This window comes from Flavobacterium algoriphilum (genome assembly GCF_048158655.1).
GTDB classification, from domain to species: domain Bacteria; phylum Bacteroidota; class Bacteroidia; order Flavobacteriales; family Flavobacteriaceae; genus Flavobacterium; species Flavobacterium algoriphilum.
This window is the reverse complement of the sequence record NZ_JBLNKY010000003.1, coordinates 95,752-115,785: the sequence shown is the minus strand read 5'-3', so window position 1 is coordinate 115,785 and position 20,034 is coordinate 95,752. Positions and strand designations below refer to the sequence as shown.

Genomic DNA, 20,034 nt, shown 5'->3' with positions numbered 1-20,034 from the left:
TTGAGAGGTTTTTTTCACCTCTCAAAAAAAAGCAGGAACGTACAGCACGACCCGTAGTTTTACGAAGGGTCACGCCCAAATAAAAAGGGTATTGTCACGGAGAATCATAAAAAATTATTTAACATAACAACTTTAAAATTTAATCGAATGGAAACAACAAATGTAAAAGCTTACGGTACAGTAGCAGCGGATGCCCCTTTAAAACAAATGAATATCGAACGCAGAAACATTACGGCAAAAGATATTGAAATAGAAATTTTGTATTGCGGAGTTTGTCACTCTGATCTACATACTGCAAAAAATGACTGGGAAAACACGATCTATCCTGCTGTTCCTGGTCACGAAATTGTGGGAAAAGTGACCAAAGTAGGAAACGAAGTTACTAAACTAAAAGTGGGTGATTTTGCTGCAGTAGGGTGTTTGGTAGATTCTTGTAAGACCTGCGATAATTGCAAGCAAGATTTGGAACAATACTGCTCTAACGGTTGGGTTGGTACCTATAATGGAGAAGACAAGCATTTAGGCGGAATGACTTTTGGGGGCTATTCTGAAAAAATTGTGGTTGACGAAGCCTACGTTTTAAAAGTGCCTGCTAATCTTGATTTGGCTGCCACAGCACCTTTATTATGTGCTGGAATAACCACTTGGTCACCTCTTCGCCACTGGAAAGTTGGAAAAGGGAGCAAAGTTGCCGTTGTAGGTTTAGGAGGATTAGGACATATGGCTATAAAACTAGCCAAAGGTTTGGGTGCAGAAGTTACCCTTTTTTCAAGATCACTAAATAAAGAAAAAGACGCTTTAGAATTGGGTGCAGATGCCGTAATTATCTCGACTGACGAGACTCAAATGAGTGCCGTTAGTGGGAAATTTGATTTGATTATAGACACCGTTCCTTATGTTCATGATGTAAATCCTTATGTAGGAACTTTAAATACTAACGGAACATTGGTTTTGGTAGGGTATTTGGGTGGTTTGGAACCTATTTTAAATACTGTACCAATGATAATGGGAAGAAAATCAGTTGCTGGTTCTTTAATTGGCGGAATTGCCGAAACTCAGGAAATGCTTGACTTTTGTGGGGAACACAATATTGTATCTGAAATTGAAATTATTAAAATACAGGATATCAACGAAGCCTACGAAAGAATGCTAAAAAGCGATGTTCGCTATCGTTTTGTAATTGATATGGCTTCGCTTAAAAGCTAGAGAAATTATGAACCCTACAGATAAAAATGAACAAAATCCTATTTTCACTCCCGGCGACAAAGCAAATCCTGATTATTTTACGGGAAATGTCTGGTTTAAATTATTAGTAAATGAAAATGAGTTTAATAGCGTAATTGGTAACGTAACCTTTGAAGCGGGAGCCAGAAACAATTGGCACACCCATCCGGGAGGTCAAATCCTTATTGTAACTCATGGGACTGGCTATTATCAGGAAAAAGGGAAGGCAATTCAATTGATTCATAGAGGCGATGTTATTAAAATACCAGCCGATGTTAAACATTGGCATGGCGCTGCAACCGACAGTGCGTTAACTCATATCGCTATTACCGCTAGTACTCCAAAAGGAGCTGTTGACTGGCTGGAAAGAGTAACTGATGATGAATACAACAGTTACAAAGAATAAGAACATTTTTATTATAAAAACGCCTGTAAATCTAAATTTACAGGCGTTTTTTTTTTTTAAAAACGAACTATTTTGTTTGGTTGATTAGAATTAAAGTAAAATTAGGCCAATCTAACGATAGCGCTATTCTGCATTATATATAAATTCTTCTACTTTCGTAACCATATTAGAACTACCACAAAAGAAAGGGGTTCTCTCATGCAATGCAAGTAGGTAAAATTTCCATTATTCTGGAAACCCCGCCTGAGTCTTTACCCCCAGCATACTGCTCTAAATGCCATCGGATTGCATTCATATAATAGTCGTAATTTTCCTTTGGCTGCACCAGAGCTTGTTGGATACAAATAAATGCCTACTTCATTGTTTATCTTATAACTGACTGCTTTAACAGCCAATCTGATAGAATTTAAAATTCGAGATAAATGGCACAAAATTCTAATTTAAAATTATTAAAAATTTATCCTTTTACTCTTAAGTTGAGGCATTATCGAGAAAACAAAAACTTAATCCATAAGAAACACCGTCAATCCTCTGGCACCATGTGCGCCTAAAACTAACGATTGTTCAATATCGGCAGTTTTTGAAGGTCCAGCTATGAAAGTCCCAAAACCATATTCCTGATTTCCAATACGGTCATAGGCCTGATGCATAGTTGCCACAATGTCTTTTTTATTTACTACAATTGCCAAATATTGAGGAATAAATGTTGATACGCGTTGCCCTAACAAATCATCCGTAACCCAAAGCGCAGCGTTTTCTGCAACACCAAAATGAGCTTTAACCAAAGTCAATTCTACATTTTCTAAAGTATGTGGATCATCGTTAAACCAATCAGTCGCAGCAATTTCAGCAAGTTCGGGAATCGTCGTAATCATTCTTTTTTCGGCGGCATAGTTTTTTTTGACAAACGAAATTATAGCATCATAATTAGGAACTTCCACAAAATCTCCTCCTATTCCCTTCACTACCGCTTTATACTTATCGAGTATCTCAAAAGATTCCAATCCTAAAGTACCTAAATTAGGTAATTCACTGATTGCTGTCGGTTGGTTTTGTTTTATTTTTTCTAAAATAGTGGTTCTGCTATTCATTTTGTTTGTCTTTAGATTCCTTTGCTTTTTTCTTGTACCATTCTCTAAATGATTCCTCAGGTGGAGCAGGCATTTCTCTTTGTTTATACCAAGGATTAAGGCTATTATTAACTAGAACGGGGATGTTTTTCATCACAAATCGTCCTGCTTTTCCGGCTAAATCAAAAACCATAGGATTAGCCAAAACGGTTGCCATTCCTTTCATTGCTACAGTTTTCCCTAGCGGAGAATGTCCTTCTTTTACCAATACCTGACGCCATTTATACAATTGATCATGAATATCAATTTTTACGGGACACACATTTGTGCAGGAACCACAAAGGGTACTGGCAAAAGGTAAATCAGCATTTTTACTCATATCGAGATTTGGTGCCAATATAGAACCAATCGGTCCTGCTACCGCATTGTGATAACTGTGTCCTCCACTTCGTCTGTAAACCGGACAGGTATTCATACAAGCCCCACAACGGATACACTTCAATGAACTCCTGAAATCTTCTCTTCCTAGTTGGGCCGTTCTGCCATTATCGACTATAACAATGTGCATTTCTTTCCCGTCTCTTGGTTTTTTGAAATGGCTTGAAAAAGTGGTAATCGGTTGTCCCGTTGCACTTCTTGCCAATAATCTTAGAAAAACACTCAAATGTTTGCGCTGCGGAATTATTTTTTCAAAACCCATACAGGCAATATGTACATCGGCAAGATGAACACCCATATCAGCATTTCCTTCATTGGTACAAACTACAATTTCACCGGTTTCAGCAATAGCAAAATTGACTCCTGTCAAAGCCACTTTTCTCGTAAGGAAAGTATCTCTAAGATGCAATCTTGCCGCCTCGGTTAAATATTGCGGGTCGTTATTTCCTTTTTCTGTTCCAAGGTGTTCGTGGAACGTTTCGCTTACATCTTCTTTTTTGAGGTGAATCGCTGGCAAAACAATATGACTTGGCGGTTCTTTTCTAAGTTGAACAATACGTTCCCCCAAATCTGAATCGATTACATCAATTCCTTTTTCGGATAAATATTCATTCAAATGGCATTCTTCGGTAAGCATAGATTTAGATTTAACCATCTGCTTCACGCCATGTTTTTCCATTATGGAATGGACTATTTTATTGTGTTCATCCGCATCCGCTGCCCAATATATAATAATCCCATTTTTCTGGGCATTCGATTCAAATTCAAGTAAATAATCATGAATATTCGAAAGTACATTATTCTTGATTTCTGAAGCCGTTTCTCTTAGCAATTCCCATTCCGGAATTTGAAAAGCTGCTTTATCGCGTTTTTCACGAACAAACCAAAGCGTTTCATCATGCCAATCTACTCGTTTCACATCTTTATTAAAAATCGCTGCAGCTTCACTATGTTCTAAATTACTTTTCATATCGTAGTGTTTAATATTTCCGCAATGTGAATAATTTTTATCGGGCTTTTTTGTCTGTTTAAAATACCTTCTAAGTGCATTAAACAGGACATGTCACCGCCGGTAATGTATTCTACCTGATGGTCTTCATGGTCTTTTATACGGTCTTGTCCCATTTTTACAGAAATCGCTTCTTCGGTGACACAAAAAGTACCTCCGAATCCACAACATTCATCTTTTCTGCTCAATGAAACCAGAGTAATCCCTTTAATTTTACTTAATAATTGTTCCGGTTTGGAGAAAAATGGCGCATTCAACTCCGTCATTTGCGAAAGCTTCAATCCACGTTGTCCATGGCAACTTTGATGCATCCCTACTTTGTGAGGAAAATTTCCTACTATCATTTCGATTTTCAAAATATCGGTGATAAACTCGGTTAACTCAAAAACTCGCTTTCTCATTTGAGAAGCCAATGCTTCATTGTTTTCATCATGCAAATGTTCTTTGACATGCAATACACAACTCCCCGAAGGGCAAACAATATAATCAAACTCGGCAAAATTGGCAATAAAATTAGTATCACACCCTTTTGTCAAATGTTCATACCCACTATTGGCCATTGGTTGACCACAACAGGTTTGCTTCATTGGAAAACGAACATCACAGCCTAATTTCTGTAATAATTCATAGGTTGCAATAGCCACTTTTGGGTAAAATTGGTCCACATAACACGGAATAAAAAGTCCAATTTTCATATGCAGTTATTTATTATTTTTTATTGATCATATGTAATTCGCATAGTATGATAGATCTTGAATCTAAAACCTCCATTAAATGCTCATTTCATATTAATGTTTATAAAATTTCAAATCAATCAAATCATTTTGAATCGGTTTCGGATTCCAATTTTTATGAATCGCCAAGGCAGCACCTAGAGCACTTGCTTGCGCCATAGAAGCGGCGTACACTTCCATTTCTGGGAAAGCTTCCGCCAATAAATTCATAAAAATCGAGTTTTTACTAAAACCACCATCCACAAATACTTTTTTGACCGGACTGTTATGAATCACTAATTGGGTGGAAAGTATTTGCTGTGCAACGATATCCAACATCAATTGGTGATAGGCAATTTCGTAATTTTTGAAATCACTAAGATTTCTTTTTTCGAAAGGAGATTCTTGAAGAATTTTATATTTATCATCACTGGAAGAATATCTTTTCAGATTGATTTCCCTCAATTTATAGATGATGTTTTTGTCAAAAAGAATCTCTTTATAAGTATCCAATGGTACTTCAAAATGACTCGCTAACTTTTTGGTTTGCACTTCATGCTCATTACCGGCAAACAAGCGAGCTGCCTTTACAGGCTTTTCTTTGTATTGCAAATAACACAAACAGTCGTATTGCATTTCATCAAAAGTCAATGGTGTATCATTGAATGGATTCATAGAAATACTCCAGGTTCCTGTAGATAACAAAACGAAAGGCTCCGTAAAATTTATCATATAAGGAATAATTGCCGAAGAACTATCATGCAATCCTAAACCAACAGCTACATCTCCTACTATATTTATAGTATGTCCTGCATCATGAATACGCGGAATTTTATCAACAATATCTTCTTTCTTAAGCCATTTCTGATACTTCATCTTCTTGAAATTCCAAAGATTGGTATGGCATCCGATACTGGTTATATCCGCAAAATATTTACCCGTTAAAAGAGAACTTAGATATTGTGGCAAGTGCAAACAATAAGCCACTTTCGCAAATAACTCCGGGTTTTCTTCTTTCAAACGGTAAATCTGCATTCCGGAATTTAAACTCCCTAAAACAGGAGAAGCTGTTTTTAACGCAAACTTTTCTTCTCCTTTATATTTATCATAAAACTTCTTTTTTAGCGCTTCGGGATATGGTCTTAGATAATTATACAATGGTGTTAAAGAGTTCCCTCCTTCATCCACATAAATAAAACTGGCTCCATAGGTACTAAAATTCACTGCTTTTAAGATATATTCCTTTAATTCCTGCATTTCTGATAACTTAAAAACAATCCAGTTTCTAAGTTCTGCAATATCTTCGCAAGGGAAACCATCTTCATCCACCGTTTCGGGAAGATTCACTGATCTTTCCCAAACAATTTGATAATTTTCATTAAACAGAAAGACTTTTTTGTTTGTTTTACCAATATCAAAAATCGCTACTACATTCATTTTTGATTGGTTTTTACAAGCCTGTAGCTACTGTTTTAAATCCTCTTTCATTGATAAGCCCTTTTCTTACTGCAAGATCACGGTATAATCCAACTGGATTTAATGCAGCTCCAGAGCGCAAACGTGCTTCGGCTACTAAGGCGCGAACATCGGTGCGGAAAGCATTTTGTAAAATCTCTTGCGCCGTAACGACATCATTTTCATTTTGTGCAATTTCCAATGCTTTTCGGTCAACTGAAAGTGCTTGTGCATAAGCAACCATAATCGCTTCTACCGATTGCAATAAATCTTCCATCGGATCTTTTACGTTATGCGAAGCATCAATCATCCAGCCTAAATCTTTAGCATGATTCATTCCTCTAGAATCCATTCCTTCCACCAATTCGTTGAAAATCAAGAATAATTGATATGGTTTTAATGCACCAGCAGTTAAATCATCATCGCCATATTTCGAATCATTGAAGTGGAAACCACCTAATTTTTCTTCCATCAATAATAAAGATACGATTTGCTCAATATTAGCATTTGGTAAATGGTGTCCTAAATCAACCAAAGTAAAGGCTTTTTCTCCTAATTTCTTAACATAAGAATAGGATTGTCCCCAATCGGCTACTGTGGTAGAATAAAAGTTAGGTTCCGCACATTTGTATTCTAAATACAATTTCCAGTTTGATGGCAATGCTGCATAAATTTCTTCTAAACTTTCCAGTGTATTTTGATATGCTTTACGGAAATTTAATTGTCCAGGAAAACAAGAACCGTCTGCAAGCCAAACCGTTAATGATTCAGAACCCAAAGCAATTCCTTGTTGGATTACTTCAATATTATGAGCAACCGCTTGTTTACGAACCGCCTTATTTACGTTTTGCAAAGACCCAAATTTATACGAATGTGCTTGATCGGCTTGATCTTGAAATGTATTTGAATTAACTGCATCAAATTTCAAATTGTGTTGTGCAGCTAATACTTTAATTGCTTGATAATCCGTCGGTATATCCCAAGGAATATGCAAAGAGATAGCACCGGAAGCATTATTTAAAGCGTGTAACAAACCTACATCTTCAATTTTTTCTTCTAATGAACGTGGTTCTCCACCACCTGGAAAACGACCAAAACGAGTTCCTCCTGTTCCTAAAGCCCAAGATGGAATTGCGATTTGGAAATCAATTAATTTTTGGATAATATTTTCGGTTTCTGCAATTTCAGATGCTGTGAAAACCAATTTATTTTTATGAGCCTTTAAAAGGTCATCATTATGGGAAGCTATTTTGTATGATTCAATTAACATGATATATTTTTTTTTAAAATTAAATAAAAAACTTCTTTAAAAGAAGTTTATAGATGAAGTCTATTTTAAAAACAACTTAGTTCTTTTACGAAAGAACTTGTTTACAAATTTAGATAAATCTAACGCCCTAAATATACGGACGTTAGAAAAATCAATCTAAAAAACAAACATCTAAAACCTATCTATAAAAGCCCATTGCTAAACCACCGTCAACATTCAAGGCGTTTCCTGTTGATTTATTCAACAAGCCACCTACGAATGCAAAACAAGCATTTGCAATATCATCCGGCAATATAATTTCATTTAATAACGTACGTTTCGCATAGTAAGCAGGCAATTCTGCAACTGTAATACCGTACGCTTTAGCACGACCATCTGCCCATCCACCTGACCAAATATTGGAATCAGAGATTACTGCATCTGGGTTTACCGTATTCACACGAATTTTGTCTGCTCCTAATTCGGCAGCCATTAGACGCGTTAAGTGCGCTTGAGCTGCTTTAGCTGAACCATAACCAGGGTTATTTGGTCCTGCAACTACTGCATTTTTTGATACGATATTTACAATATCTCCACCAAATCCTTGCTTTCGCATTACTTCTGTTCCGGCTTTTGAAACAATAAATTGTCCTTTTACCAAGATATCATACAATCTATCCCACTCTTCTAAAGTATGTTCTGCAATCGATTTTGAAATACTGATTCCCGCATTATTAACAATAATGTCTGCTCCACCAAAAGCTAAACAGGCCGCATCCAATGCTTTTTCGGTGCTTTTTTCATCCGTTACATTTAGTAACGTACTTGAAATGGCATCTTTACCAAAAGTCTTAATAAAATCGGCAGTCGCATCTTGCAAACGCTCTTCGTTGATGTCATTGATGACAACACAAGCCCCTTCTTCTGCAAATCTTTTTGCGATAGCTTTTCCAATTCCTCCTGCAGAACCTGTAATCAAAGCGATTCTTCCTGACAAGGCTTTTGGTTTGGCCATACGCTGTAACTTAGCTTCTTCCAATAACCAATATTCGATATCAAAAGCTTCTTGACGCGGTAATGAAGTATACTCTGAAACTGCTTCAGCACCTTTCATCACATTTACTGCATTGATATAATATTCTGATGCTAAACGCGCCATTGTTTTATCTTTTGCGAAAGTAAACATACCCACTCCTGGATATAAAATCACAACAGGATTTGGATCACGCATCGCTGGTGAATTTGATTTCTTGCAGGTATTGTAATATTCAGCATACATCGCACGGTACGCTTCAAATGCAGGAGTTAATTTTGCTTTGATCGCTTCCACATCTGATAAATCTTCGTTTGGATCTAATCCAAGAACCAAAGGACTGATTTTTGTACGCAAGAAATGGTCTGGACAAGATGTTCCAAGAGGAGCTAATTTTTCTAAATCATTCGAATTAATAAATTCCAATACTCTGGAATCATCTGTATAATGACCAATCATTTTACGTTCTGATGAACAGAAACCACGTAATATTGGAGCAACTTTAGCCCCTTTTAACTGACGTGCTTCCACATCTAAACTTTCTATTTTTTGACCTCCAAAAACGGGACGTTTTTTTCCGTAGTTGCTTTCTAAATAGGCAGCACATTTTTCAGTTATTTCAAGTGTATTGACATAACTTTCATAAGAAGTATCTCCCCAAGTAAATAAACCATGAGAACCTAGCATTACTCCTTTTAGTTTTTTTCCTTTAGCTCCAGCTTCTTCAAGACAAGCACGCATTTGTAAACCCAAGTCGAAACCTGGACGTTGCCATCCCACCCAACCGATTTCTCCGTTGAATAACTCTTCGGTGATTTTTGCTCCGTCTTTAGCCGCTGCAATAGCAATAGCCGCATCAGGATGCAAGTGGTCAATGTGTTTGAAAGGTAAGAAACCGTGTAATGGCGTATCTATAGAAGGTGCTTTCGACGCTAAATCAAAAATACAATGGTTGAATAATTCCACCATTTCGTCTTCAAATTCGATTCCTCTGTATACGTTTTCAAGATTGAGAAGTCTTTCTAAATAAAGCGCTGCACAACCTGATTTTGTTAAAGTTCCGATGTCACCACCAGAACCTTTGATCCACATTACTTCAGAATCAGCTCCTGTCAATGGGTCTTTATCAATAATTTTTACCGAAGTGTTTCCACCACCATAGTTCGTTAATCTCAAATCGGCTCCTAATAAATTAGAACGATAGATAAAAAGTGCTACTTCATCACCTGCTAATGCTGCAGCTTTTGCGTCATCCCAAAGGTAGCTTACGTGCTCAAAAGTCATGTTATTTGTATTTATATTTGACATAGTGTTAGTATTAAAAGTGTTTATAAAAGAGTTTGAAAGTGACTGTTATAAATATTAAAGTGAATTCCCAATGCCTACCAAGACAATTGATAGAAGAATCAGACCAATACCCAAAAGGAATGTATTAAATGTCTTTTTAGATACACCAGACCATTCTTTTAAATAAAATCCCCAAAAGTTGGCTGTTAAAATAATGGTAGCCATGTGTAGAATCCATGAACTTGCCCCATTACCTAATTTACTTTCGCCCATTCCGTAGAAGAAGAATTGCAAAAACCACATGGTACCTGCAATGGCTGAGAAAAGTGTATTCTTAGCTATTGGAGTATTCGTATTTGTATAATCCCCGAAAGTTTTATTTTTGAAATTAAGGTACATGCACCATATAAAGTTAGTTGTCAATCCACCCCAAAGTATAATTATATAGGTAACATTATTTTGAAACAAAGGATTAAAACCTTGTCTAACGGCTTCTTCAGCCATTGGTTTTCCAGCTTCGATTCCGAAATTAAAAAAAGAACTCAGAATTCCAGAAACAATAGCAATGATCAATCCTTTCACTAAACTAAAATCTTTGTCCATGTCTTCATGACCTGAAGCAAAATCAGCTTCTTTAAGCATTCCTGCTTTTCCAGAAAAGGCAATTCCTATAAGGCAAACCAAAACACCAAATAATACTAATTGACCACCGGTATTAGATAACATATCAGTAAATGAAACTTTACCTGCAGTTGGATAAAAATTATAATAAATAGACGGTACTAATGCTCCAAAAGCAGAGCAAAAACCTAAGGTTATTGAATTTCCTAACGACATTCCTAAATAGCGAACACCAAGTCCGTATGTTAATCCGCCTATTCCCCAGATTAAACCCATTGAATAGGTAACTGTTTTTATAGATGGAGTTGCTGCACTTATAATTTCGACAAAACCCGGAATGGTTAAATAAGCCGCAATTGGCGGAACGATTAACCAAGAGAAAAATCCACCTACAATCCAGTAGCTTTCCCAAGCCCACCCTTTAACTTTTTTAAAAGGCATATAAAAACTTCCTGAGGAAAAACCTCCTATGGAGTGAAAAAGAATACCGAGTAATGATTCCATTTAATATTTTAATTTATAAGGTTAATAGTTCTAGAGATGTAAAATAAAAGAATCTCTAAAACAAAACTGTCCTGTACTATCCTTTAGCAGATAACGCATTTAATTCAAAAAAATAAATTCTACAAAATAATGTAACACTACTTTTTTTTCAATTTTGAGTACTATGAAACAACCAATCTGATAAATTGACTTTGATATCAACTTTTACATTAAGTTCCTAAACCTTATTATAAACTGAAATTATTGTGTAGAATTAAAAATTTTTGATCTTTTTTATTTTTTAACTTATAAAATAGTTTTACTAAATATAACATCCTCAATAATTGTTTTTTTTGTCAAATTAAAATTTTAAAATCATTTTTTTGAGAATTTAATTGCTTTAGTAATATCACAATTTAATACTACTTTGTTTATACTATTTATTCAATCAAAAAATAAAATAACAGTCAACTTATTATAGCCAATTAATTTTAAAAACCTATCTTTGTGTAATCGATTGCGTAAACATAGTGGTCTATTTTTTTTTATAAAAAAGATTGTACTATCATATTAATATGAAGTAGGTTTACTTCATCAATTACCCGATTAAAACTTAGAATTAGGAATAAATAAGAATTAGCAATACATAATTTTTTAGCCCAAAAACTAGTTTTTAAATAGAATACCTATTAATTAAAAAATTAATACCTATATTTTCGGCATAATTTATTGACATGGATATGATTAAGTTTATTAAGATAGATGAGAATTCGAGAGTACCTAAATACAAGCAGATTGTAGACTCTATCATCTTTAATATTTCTATAGGAAATCTCAAAATAGATCAAAAAATACCTTCAATTAATATGTTTAGTGAGGATTTTTATATTTCAAGAGATACCGTAGAAAAAGCATACAATATTCTAAAAGAGCGAAAAGTAATATCATCCATTAGAGGGAAAGGCTATTATATTACACGAACAAAACTAATTTCCAAAATAAATATTCTATTTTTAATTAATAAGTTGAGTTCTTATAAAATGACAACTTACAATTCTTTTGTCAATAGTATAGGGGTAAATTCCCATACCGATTTGTTAATTTATCATTGCGATGAAACCTTATTTTTGAATTTATTGGATAAAAATAAAGGAGCTTATGATTACTATGTTATAATGCCGCATTTTAAAACAGATGATTTGAGACATGTCAGTTATACTGACGAAGTGGTAAAGGCGATTAAAAGACTACCGAAAGAAAAGCTAATTATTATGGATAATATTAAGCTTGGAATGGACGGTGAAATTATTGAAATTTATCAAGATTTTGAAAATGATATTTATAATGCTTTAAAAGAAGGACTTACAAAAATAGTTACCTATGAAAAATTAATTTTAATTTATCCTGAAAATGCAGTATATCCTTATCCAAGAAGAATTTTACACGGATTTAAGAAGTTTTGCATAGAATACTCTTTAAATTTTGAAATTCTTAATGAGGTATATGACGATATGATCCTTAAAAAGGGAGATTTATTTATTACCATTGAAGAATCTGATTTAGTTAATTTAGTAAAACAAATGAGAGATGATGAATTTGTTTTGGGAAAAGAGATTGGTATTATTTCCTATAATGACACTCCGTTAAAGGAGCTGCTTGGAATAACCGTTATTTCAACAGACTTTAAAATAATGGGAGAAACTGCTTCGAGAATGATTCTCAATAAAGAAAAAGGTAAAATAAAAGTACCTTTCAATTTCATCGACAGGAATTCGATTTAAGCTGTTTTATCCCGATAAGATTTTAAATTATCCTCATAAAGTGCCTGATTAAATTTTCGATTACCCTTTTTAACACCTAATTATTGGGCTCTGGAATATAGAACTTTTTTCTAGATACAATGAACTATAGGACTATCATCAAAAAAAATAAGTAGATAAAATACGGATTAATTTGTACTGCTGTCATACCATTTAATTGCGTAATACAGGCAGGGTTCATTGCCTGTATTAGTTAAATTATGGGCAATATCTGGCCTGACCAAAATAACGCTGCCTGCACTAACCTTATAATTTTCTTGCTCAATATGCATGGTAATATCGCCTTTCAACACCAGCATAATTTCTTCGGCCCGGTGGGAATGGGATGGATGACTATTTTCATGGGCATTCAGCATTGTTGTATGTACTTCTAGCCTTTCAAACATGGAAGTTGGCTTGTCAAATACAGGTCTAGATTCCCCTTTAATCGTTTTCTTAATAACCAGCTCATTCCAATCTTTCATTAAAGACCCACCATTTACTTTTCCACGGCTGATATTTACTGAAGTTGTGGATTTAAACCCAAGTACATAATAGCTCACCACCTTATCGGATGCATTGTGAAAACTTTGAAAATCACCTGCTTCAATCAATACAATGCTTCCGGTAGTCAATATTTTGGCCGTGTCATTGATGGTAATGGTAATTGGGCCCTCTTTTACAATAATTAACTCTTCCCGATCCATTAAAACCCTAGGCAAATGATTGGTTTTCCCTGGTTCCAACGTGGAGGAATGCATGCTTAACATAGCAAGGTCAGTTGTAGTTCCCAGAACTTTCAATTTCATTTTACGCTCCAACCCGTTTTGCGTTTCAATGCTATCCACACGATACACACCCGATTGCAATTCCTGCGTCTGCGCTCTTAAAACGCTAGTTATAAAAAACAAAAAAACAAGTAATGTTGTTTTTCTGAGTATCATTGACTCTTTAAAACCGGCGAGGCAAAAGCACCACCGGATTGAATTTACTTTCATCTTTATGATTTTTTAGCAAATGATTCAGCAGCCTTATTTAAAGTTTCTTTACTTGGTGTGTAACTATCGGATACAAGTACCCTGTATTTAAAAGTCACTGATTTTCCCGCATCCAAAGAAAAATCTAATTTCTCTTTTCCACCGCTCAGCACATCCTGTCCGAGGGTATTGGCGGCAAATAATCCGTATCCGCGCGCATGCCAATAAGTAGGATATCCCGGATTATTTGGGTGATCTATGATAGAGATAGCAATATCCTTACCCTCTTTTTGGCCATATATCATGCACCAGTTACCACGGGTTCCCCATACTTCATTGCCTGTAATACCTTTGCTACTAAGAAAATTACCCGTAACACCTGCATTGTTTAAAACAGCGACATTGGTTGCAAGACCTTGTGCATCGGTAAAAATTTCTGCCTTTTGCGAAGGCATTTCCAATTCCCTAGTTACCCTAATTCCCAAAACACCTTCCTTATTGTCTTTAAAACTAACTTTTCCCTGCTGCGCCGTGAGTGTTGTAATCCGATCAACTGTACGGCTATTGGCATCTCCGCTAAAGCGCAAAATGGTGGTTTCCTTGATCAATATTTTCCCATTAATGTCCACCCAATTTGAACTTACTTCCAACGTGCCCTTTTGTTTTCCGGGTTTTAAAGCCACTATTTTTTGATGGCGGATGCTGCCATACTTGGACTTTTCCTCCGCTTTAATAGCATCAGAATTATTCCAAAAATCCAAGCCATTTACATCTCCGTAATTAAACCACATTCCAATATGGTGAGGGTGATCTGTTCTTTCATTTGCTCTGGTTGCCAACGGGAATCCCCGGGTAACTGTTGTGCCCGAAGCTGTAACGAGCGGAAACAGGACTGGTTTATCAATTTTATTGCCATAGAGATATGCCGTGAAAAATTTACCATCAATCATTACATCAATCTTTTGCTCTTTTTCATTTTGCACAAAGGCGACCTGTTTTTGGGCAAATAAACTGGTAAATGAAAATAAACTCATTGTACAAACACTAATAATTTTTATATAATTCATCTTGTGATTTTTTAAATTAATTATTTGGAATAGGATTTAAATGGTTCGAAAGGTTTTCCACCCACCATTATTTCTTGTGTTTTTTCATCAAAAGTTGCTTTTTGACCGGTAATAACAGCTGCGTTTGTCATAATTGTAGCAATAGAATGACTATATCCGGCTTCTACCGGAGCATTTGGCTGCTTGCGGCTGCGCACACATTCCATCCAATTTCGAATATGGTTGGATGTTAACTTATCACCTCCAGTATTTGCCGAAACAACCAACGGCTCTACTACTGACAGACTTGATTCCGGCAATAAAAAGGATTTCATCCCTGCTTGAGCAGCAAACTTTTCATTCAAACCTCCCAATGAAGAAACTATATTGGTATTGAGATTCAATTGTCCCCCGTTGGAATAGTAAATTTCCGAGGGCTTTTCATCTCCGTTGTGCATTCGAGAGCCAAATGTAACCTGGAATCCCGAAGTTGAGTCATTATTGGGACCGTAATCAAAAGTTGCATTAATGGTGTCCCAATTTTTCCTGCCATCTTTCCACATATAAATTCCGCCATTTGCCACTACGCTTCTAGGATGTTGTAGACCGCTAAACCAATGTACGGTATCTATTTGGTGACTCATCCATTGTCCCGGCAATCCCGACGAATAGGGCCAAAATAACCGATACTCCAAATATTTTCTTGCATCAAATGCTTCATAGGGGCGGTTCATTAAATATCTTTTCCAATCGGTATCCGATTCCATTAATTGTGCTACTGTTTCTGGCCTGCGCCACCGCATGGGTTGATTTACATTCCAAGTTAATTCCACCATGGTAAGGGCACCAAATTGTCCGGATTTAATATACTGCTCAGCTGCATGATAATTATTTCCACTTCTTCTTTGAGAACCAATTTGAACAATTCTGTCAGAAGCTTTTATGGCTTTATATGCATTTCGATTGTCTTCCATTGTTTCTGCAAAAGGCTTTTCGCAATACACGTCACAACCAGCTTTAACGGCTTCCATAGCATGCAATGCATGCTGAAAATCTGCTGTACTTACAAATACGGCATCAACCAGTTTTTTATCATACATTTCTTCATTGTTTCTGCAGGCAATTACATCGTGACCCATTTTTCCCTTCCACAAAGCAGTACCTTCTTCTCTTCTTTTATTCCAAATGTCAGATACAGCTACAACGTCAAAATTAAGTTCCTTGTAATGGTTCATAAAAGAAGGTACATGGGAACTTTTATGTCTGTCTGAAAAACCAACTACTCCAACCCTTACCCGGTCATTGGCACCCATAACTCTACCATAACTTTTGGCACTAAGCCCTAAACCCCCCATATAAACTCCTGCTGATGCTATAGCAGTGTGTTTAATAAATTTTCTTCTTGAATTTTCCATTGTGAAGTTTTTAATGATTTTTTCTTCCTGAATTTTCTATTGCCATAGTAAGTAAGGCTTAGTTGAGCTCTTTAATTTTGATGCTCTTGAAAGAGACACTGTCTCCGTGATCTTGAATAAGAATCCTTCCTTTTATTGCCATTCCAAAGTTTGACCAATCTTTATATTTACTAACAGCTACTAAATCTAAAAATTCCTTAGAACCCCTTGTGAATTCTAAAACTTTAAAACCGTTTAAAAAATATTCCACTTTATGATCTGGCGAAACTCGAACAATTCCTTGATTCCATTCTCCAATGGGTTTTATGCTGTTACCCGGTTTTTTAGCAGTCATTAAATCATATAAAGAAGCTAACGTGCGGTTGCCATCTCTACCTAATTTAGCGTCTGGATGTTTGGCATCGTCCAAAATTTGATATTCTAAACCAATTGCAGACCCTTTATTACCTTCCGATTCTGTCACGAAATATTTTATTCCGCTATTTGCTCCTTCAGTCAATTTAAAATCAAACTTCAATTCAAAAGCGCTATATTCTTTTTCAGTCACAATATCTCCACCGTTAGTCGATTCAGCTCCACCAGATTTGTGAACACTTAAAATATTATCCTTTATCTCCCATCCTTTTTCGGGGAATACTGTTTTATAAGCTCCTCTCCATCCTTTGGTCGATTTTCCGTCCCATAAAAGCGCGTAGCCATTCTTCTTTTCTTGTTCAGAAATAGTATTGGTAACAAAATTTGCAACAGCGATAGGATCATACGGAGATGATTTTAAATGATCCGTCATGATTCTGATATTTCTCCATTTTATTTGTTTTCCGGGCGCATCATTTTTCCCAATAGAATGAACCTGTAAAGCAATAAAACCCTCGGCCGTCATATCATCAATCACATGTGCCGTTGGAATTCCATTAACCCATGTTCGTATTGTATTTCCAATACATTCTACTCTATATTCATTCCAATCTTCTCTTTTAAAAGCCTTTTTTCCTTCAGGATTAATGTCCATCGTATACAACCAACCTCTTCTCGCTTCATCATAAATTGCACCGCTATATGCTCTCTCGGATGGATCAATCTCTACCTGATAGCCATGAACTCTTCCTTCTTTATAATCTGTTTTACTTAAACTTCTAATCTGTACACCTGAATTGATGTCGTTTGCTACAAGCACCTCAAATTCAAGAATAAAATCACCGTAAGTTTTCTCTGTAGACAAAAAAGAATTGGGTTCATTGCTTACTGTAGTTCCAATGATTTCACCATTTTTGACTTCATATTTGGCCTTGCCATTTAATTGTTTCCACCCTTGCAAATTTTTTCCATTAAAAAGTTGCTGCCATTTTCCAGTAGGTGTATTTGTCCTAACTTTAAAAACAGTCCTTAGTTTGTAGGGCCTATTTATAGGAATTATTGCTTTTTTTGATCTAATTTCAACCCCCATAATTACTTCTTTATTGACACCACAAAAAGCATTTAGAGTAATCATAAATATCATTAAAACCTTGAAATTCCTCATAGTTTATGTTTTTTTATTTACATTTATTTTTTTAAAATTATCGCTTAATTAACGGACTACCATCCTGTAGTGTCCTGTTGCTCTTTTCTTATAATTTTTAAAGAGATGATTTCGGAAAAGGTACCAGTTTAATGTTTGGTTTTGGAGCAGGCTTCATTCCTTTACCCATATAAAAACTGGTATGCGGCGGTTGGTTATAACCAACATTTTGCCAAGCAATACTCAATCGGTATTGTGGGTCATGCATTAATGTATACTGTCTTATTGCAGTTGGAATAGTAGTGGTATAAATGCGTAATTCGGTATTATCGGCGCTTCTCAGAATAAGTTCTTCTCTCCAATCTCCAAAAATATCTGCGGACAGCGCAGGTGTTGATTTACTCCCATTATTGGATACCGCTCCGTCAGCAGTAAACAATCTTTTTGCACCGTATTTATCGATATAATTAGAGTTGAGCAACTCTCTGGTAGCGTCACCGTCCCAATAAATTAAAAAATTAGTCGAACTAGGAACTTTTCCAATTTTATATCCTTTAATATCATACAGAGAAGAAGCGCCCGACCACCACATTTGAGCTCCAACTCTTGTTGAATCTATATTATCTGCGACACCTCTGCCAACATCTTCATTTAGAGCTTCGGTAAACAATACTTTTCCTGTATCTGCTGAAAATAAAGCAACTCCCGGACCTTTTGTACCTTCTTCAATTTCGTGTACCCCAAAAACTTCCAAACCAGATATATCCGGATCAAGGTCACTTACATGTAATGCATCACCATGCCTAAAACCAGTGGTGTATAACCCTTTCCCATTATCATCAATACACATAGACCCAAAAATGATTTCATCTTTACCGTCATTATCTACATCAGCTACGGAAAGGTTATGATATCCCATACCAGAATATGGATTATCGCCGTTTTTACTGTCAAATACCCACCTGGAAGTTAATTTATTATCCTTAAAATCCCATGCGGACAAAACAGTTCTACCATAGTAGCCGCGACACATTATTACACTTGGATGTACGCCATCTAAATAGGCCACACAGGCTGTAAAGCGGTCTACCCTATTTCCTGTAGCATCATTTTTACCATTTCCTCCTTTTCCGCCCCAAGCACCAATATTACCTCTTTCAGGAATATATTCAGTCGTTGTTATTAGTTTTCCGGTTTTTCCATTAAAAACAGAAAGGTACTCGGGTCCTTGCACTATTTTCCCAAAGGTTCTAGATTCTGGATTTGTATCTCTCCAATCTTTAGAAGCATCCCCAATTATTTTGTTGGCACTATCCATAGATCCATCGGCAGTTTTACAAACTAATTCCGAAATGCCATCTCCATCCAGGTCATATACCATAAATTGCGTGTAATGTGCTCCTTCACGGATGTTGAAACCCAGATTTATTTCCCAGAGAAAAGTACCATTTAAAGTGTAAGCCTGAAAAACGGGCGGATCTGTAATTCCTGTAGAAGAGTTATCGCGACCTTGTCCTGTTAAATGAACTATTAATTCATACTGGCCGTCGCCATTGAGATCACCGACAGAAACATCATTAGGAATGTAGCCTTTTTTTTCTTTTATGGGAATCGACAAATATTGTTTATCAGGACTGTTTGAGGCAATGCTAAAACTTCCTAACGTTTCTTTTTCTACACCATTAAGAACACTTTTCACATACCAACTATTTTCCTCTTGAGAATTCGCAGTTTTATCCACAAAATTAGTAGCGCCAGTAATAAGGCTGATATTTACACGTACGGCATTTTTAGTACCACTTTTTCTATAGAGGTTAAAAGCCAGATTATTAGGATCCGTGCCTAAAACTCGCCAACCAATATAAAATTGACCTTTTTCTTTTACAGCAATGACCCCTCGATCCAGATTTTCCATTTGCCTTTGACTAAATACGGCGGGTGCTGATAAAAGGAATAAAAAGAGTTGTACGTATAGTTTTTTTATAAAATTCATCATTTGTCTTTTTTTTGTTATTTTTCTAAGTTGTTAGTTATATTTTACGGCAAATTCATTAATCGAATATATTTTTAAGAAGCAGTTGATTTAGATTCCAAACTTTTTTTATCCAAAAAGAGGAACTTACAAAAGATACTCCATTTTGTTTAAAATCAGTAATTAGCAGGCAAGTTCTTTGTTTTTTATTAGTATACTATCCTGTACCTACCTGATTTTATAAATAGCTATAATGCCTGTATCAGCGTAATTCTAGAATTATTTTTCATCATCATAGTACAGGATACTATATTAAAAAGTAACCGTTATTTTTGAAAA

Annotated in this window: 15 protein-coding genes and 1 pseudogene; 3 read left to right on the top strand and 13 right to left on the bottom strand. The window is 35.7% G+C overall.

Features of this window, described 5'->3' with window-relative positions; translation table 11 throughout:
* Window positions 1–147: 147 nt before the first annotated feature.
* Both ACM55G_RS07530 and ACM55G_RS07525 read left to right on the top strand, forming a co-directional pair.
* Window positions 148–1,206, top strand: a complete 1,059-nt coding sequence (locus ACM55G_RS07530) for an NAD(P)-dependent alcohol dehydrogenase (RefSeq protein WP_416843285.1) — start codon at window positions 148–150, stop codon at window positions 1,204–1,206.
* Window positions 1,207–1,213: 7 nt separating this feature from the next.
* Window positions 1,214–1,630, top strand: coding sequence for a (R)-mandelonitrile lyase (locus ACM55G_RS07525; RefSeq protein WP_416843284.1), 417 nt, complete (start codon window positions 1,214–1,216; stop codon window positions 1,628–1,630).
* Between the two features lie 123 nt (window positions 1,631–1,753).
* Here ACM55G_RS07525 and ACM55G_RS07520 read toward each other — a convergent pair.
* The 8 genes and pseudogenes from ACM55G_RS07520 to rhaT all read right to left on the bottom strand — a co-directional run.
* A pseudogene (locus tag ACM55G_RS07520) lies at window positions 1,754–1,983 on the bottom strand (class 1 fructose-bisphosphatase); the annotation flags it as partial.
* A 150-nt stretch (window positions 1,984–2,133) separates the two neighbouring features.
* Window positions 2,134–2,721, bottom strand: a complete 588-nt coding sequence (locus ACM55G_RS07515; protein ID WP_416843283.1) for a LutC/YkgG family protein — start codon at window positions 2,719–2,721, stop codon at window positions 2,134–2,136.
* On the bottom strand, window positions 2,714–4,108 hold the full coding sequence (locus ACM55G_RS07510; RefSeq protein WP_416843282.1) for a lactate utilization protein B: 1,395 nt from the start codon (window positions 4,106–4,108) through the stop codon (window positions 2,714–2,716). Before ACM55G_RS07510 ends, ACM55G_RS07515 begins: the two co-directional genes overlap by 8 nt.
* Window positions 4,105–4,842 (bottom strand): (Fe-S)-binding protein, encoded by a 738-nt coding sequence (locus ACM55G_RS07505; protein ID WP_416843281.1) that lies wholly within the window; start codon window positions 4,840–4,842, stop codon window positions 4,105–4,107. Before ACM55G_RS07505 ends, ACM55G_RS07510 begins: the two co-directional genes overlap by 4 nt.
* A 93-nt stretch (window positions 4,843–4,935) precedes the next feature.
* Window positions 4,936–6,297 (bottom strand): FGGY-family carbohydrate kinase, encoded by a 1,362-nt coding sequence (locus ACM55G_RS07500; protein WP_416843280.1) that lies wholly within the window; start codon window positions 6,295–6,297, stop codon window positions 4,936–4,938.
* A gap of 13 nt (window positions 6,298–6,310) precedes the next feature.
* On the bottom strand, window positions 6,311–7,585 hold the full coding sequence (locus ACM55G_RS07495) for a sugar isomerase (protein WP_416843279.1): 1,275 nt from the start codon (window positions 7,583–7,585) through the stop codon (window positions 6,311–6,313).
* Window positions 7,586–7,763: 178 nt separating this feature from the next.
* Window positions 7,764–9,905, bottom strand: coding sequence for a bifunctional aldolase/short-chain dehydrogenase (locus tag ACM55G_RS07490; protein ID WP_416843278.1), 2,142 nt, complete (start codon window positions 9,903–9,905; stop codon window positions 7,764–7,766).
* A 54-nt stretch (window positions 9,906–9,959) separates the two neighbouring features.
* Entirely contained in the window at window positions 9,960–11,009 is a 1,050-nt protein-coding gene (rhaT, locus tag ACM55G_RS07485; protein WP_416843277.1) for an L-rhamnose/proton symporter RhaT, read from the bottom strand.
* Window positions 11,010–11,728: 719 nt separating this feature from the next.
* On the opposite strand from rhaT, the gene ACM55G_RS07480 reads away from it, so the two are divergent.
* Window positions 11,729–12,769 (top strand): GntR family transcriptional regulator, encoded by a 1,041-nt coding sequence (locus tag ACM55G_RS07480; protein ID WP_416843469.1) that lies wholly within the window; start codon window positions 11,729–11,731, stop codon window positions 12,767–12,769.
* 167 nt (window positions 12,770–12,936) lie between these two features.
* Here the strand turns inward: ACM55G_RS07480 and ACM55G_RS07475 are convergent, their stop codons facing one another.
* The 5 genes from ACM55G_RS07475 to ACM55G_RS07455 all read right to left on the bottom strand — a co-directional run bounded on the left by ACM55G_RS07475 (window position 12,937) and on the right by ACM55G_RS07455 (window position 19,719).
* The gene (locus ACM55G_RS07475; protein ID WP_416843276.1) at window positions 12,937–13,731 is read right to left on the bottom strand and encodes a cupin domain-containing protein; all 795 of its coding nucleotides are present in this window, start codon (window positions 13,729–13,731) and stop codon (window positions 12,937–12,939) included.
* 56 nt (window positions 13,732–13,787) lie between these two features.
* Window positions 13,788–14,831, bottom strand: coding sequence for a DUF6807 domain-containing protein (locus ACM55G_RS07470; RefSeq protein WP_416843275.1), 1,044 nt, complete (start codon window positions 14,829–14,831; stop codon window positions 13,788–13,790).
* Window positions 14,832–14,851: 20 nt separating this feature from the next.
* The gene (locus tag ACM55G_RS07465) at window positions 14,852–16,225 is read right to left on the bottom strand and encodes a Gfo/Idh/MocA family protein (RefSeq protein ID WP_416843274.1); all 1,374 of its coding nucleotides are present in this window, start codon (window positions 16,223–16,225) and stop codon (window positions 14,852–14,854) included.
* Window positions 16,226–16,283: 58 nt separating this feature from the next.
* Window positions 16,284–17,744, bottom strand: coding sequence for a 3-keto-disaccharide hydrolase (locus tag ACM55G_RS07460; protein WP_416843273.1), 1,461 nt, complete (start codon window positions 17,742–17,744; stop codon window positions 16,284–16,286).
* A 97-nt stretch (window positions 17,745–17,841) separates the two neighbouring features.
* Window positions 17,842–19,719, bottom strand: coding sequence for a rhamnogalacturonan lyase (locus ACM55G_RS07455; RefSeq protein ID WP_416843272.1), 1,878 nt, complete (start codon window positions 19,717–19,719; stop codon window positions 17,842–17,844).
* Between the last annotated feature and the right edge of the window lie 315 nt (window positions 19,720–20,034).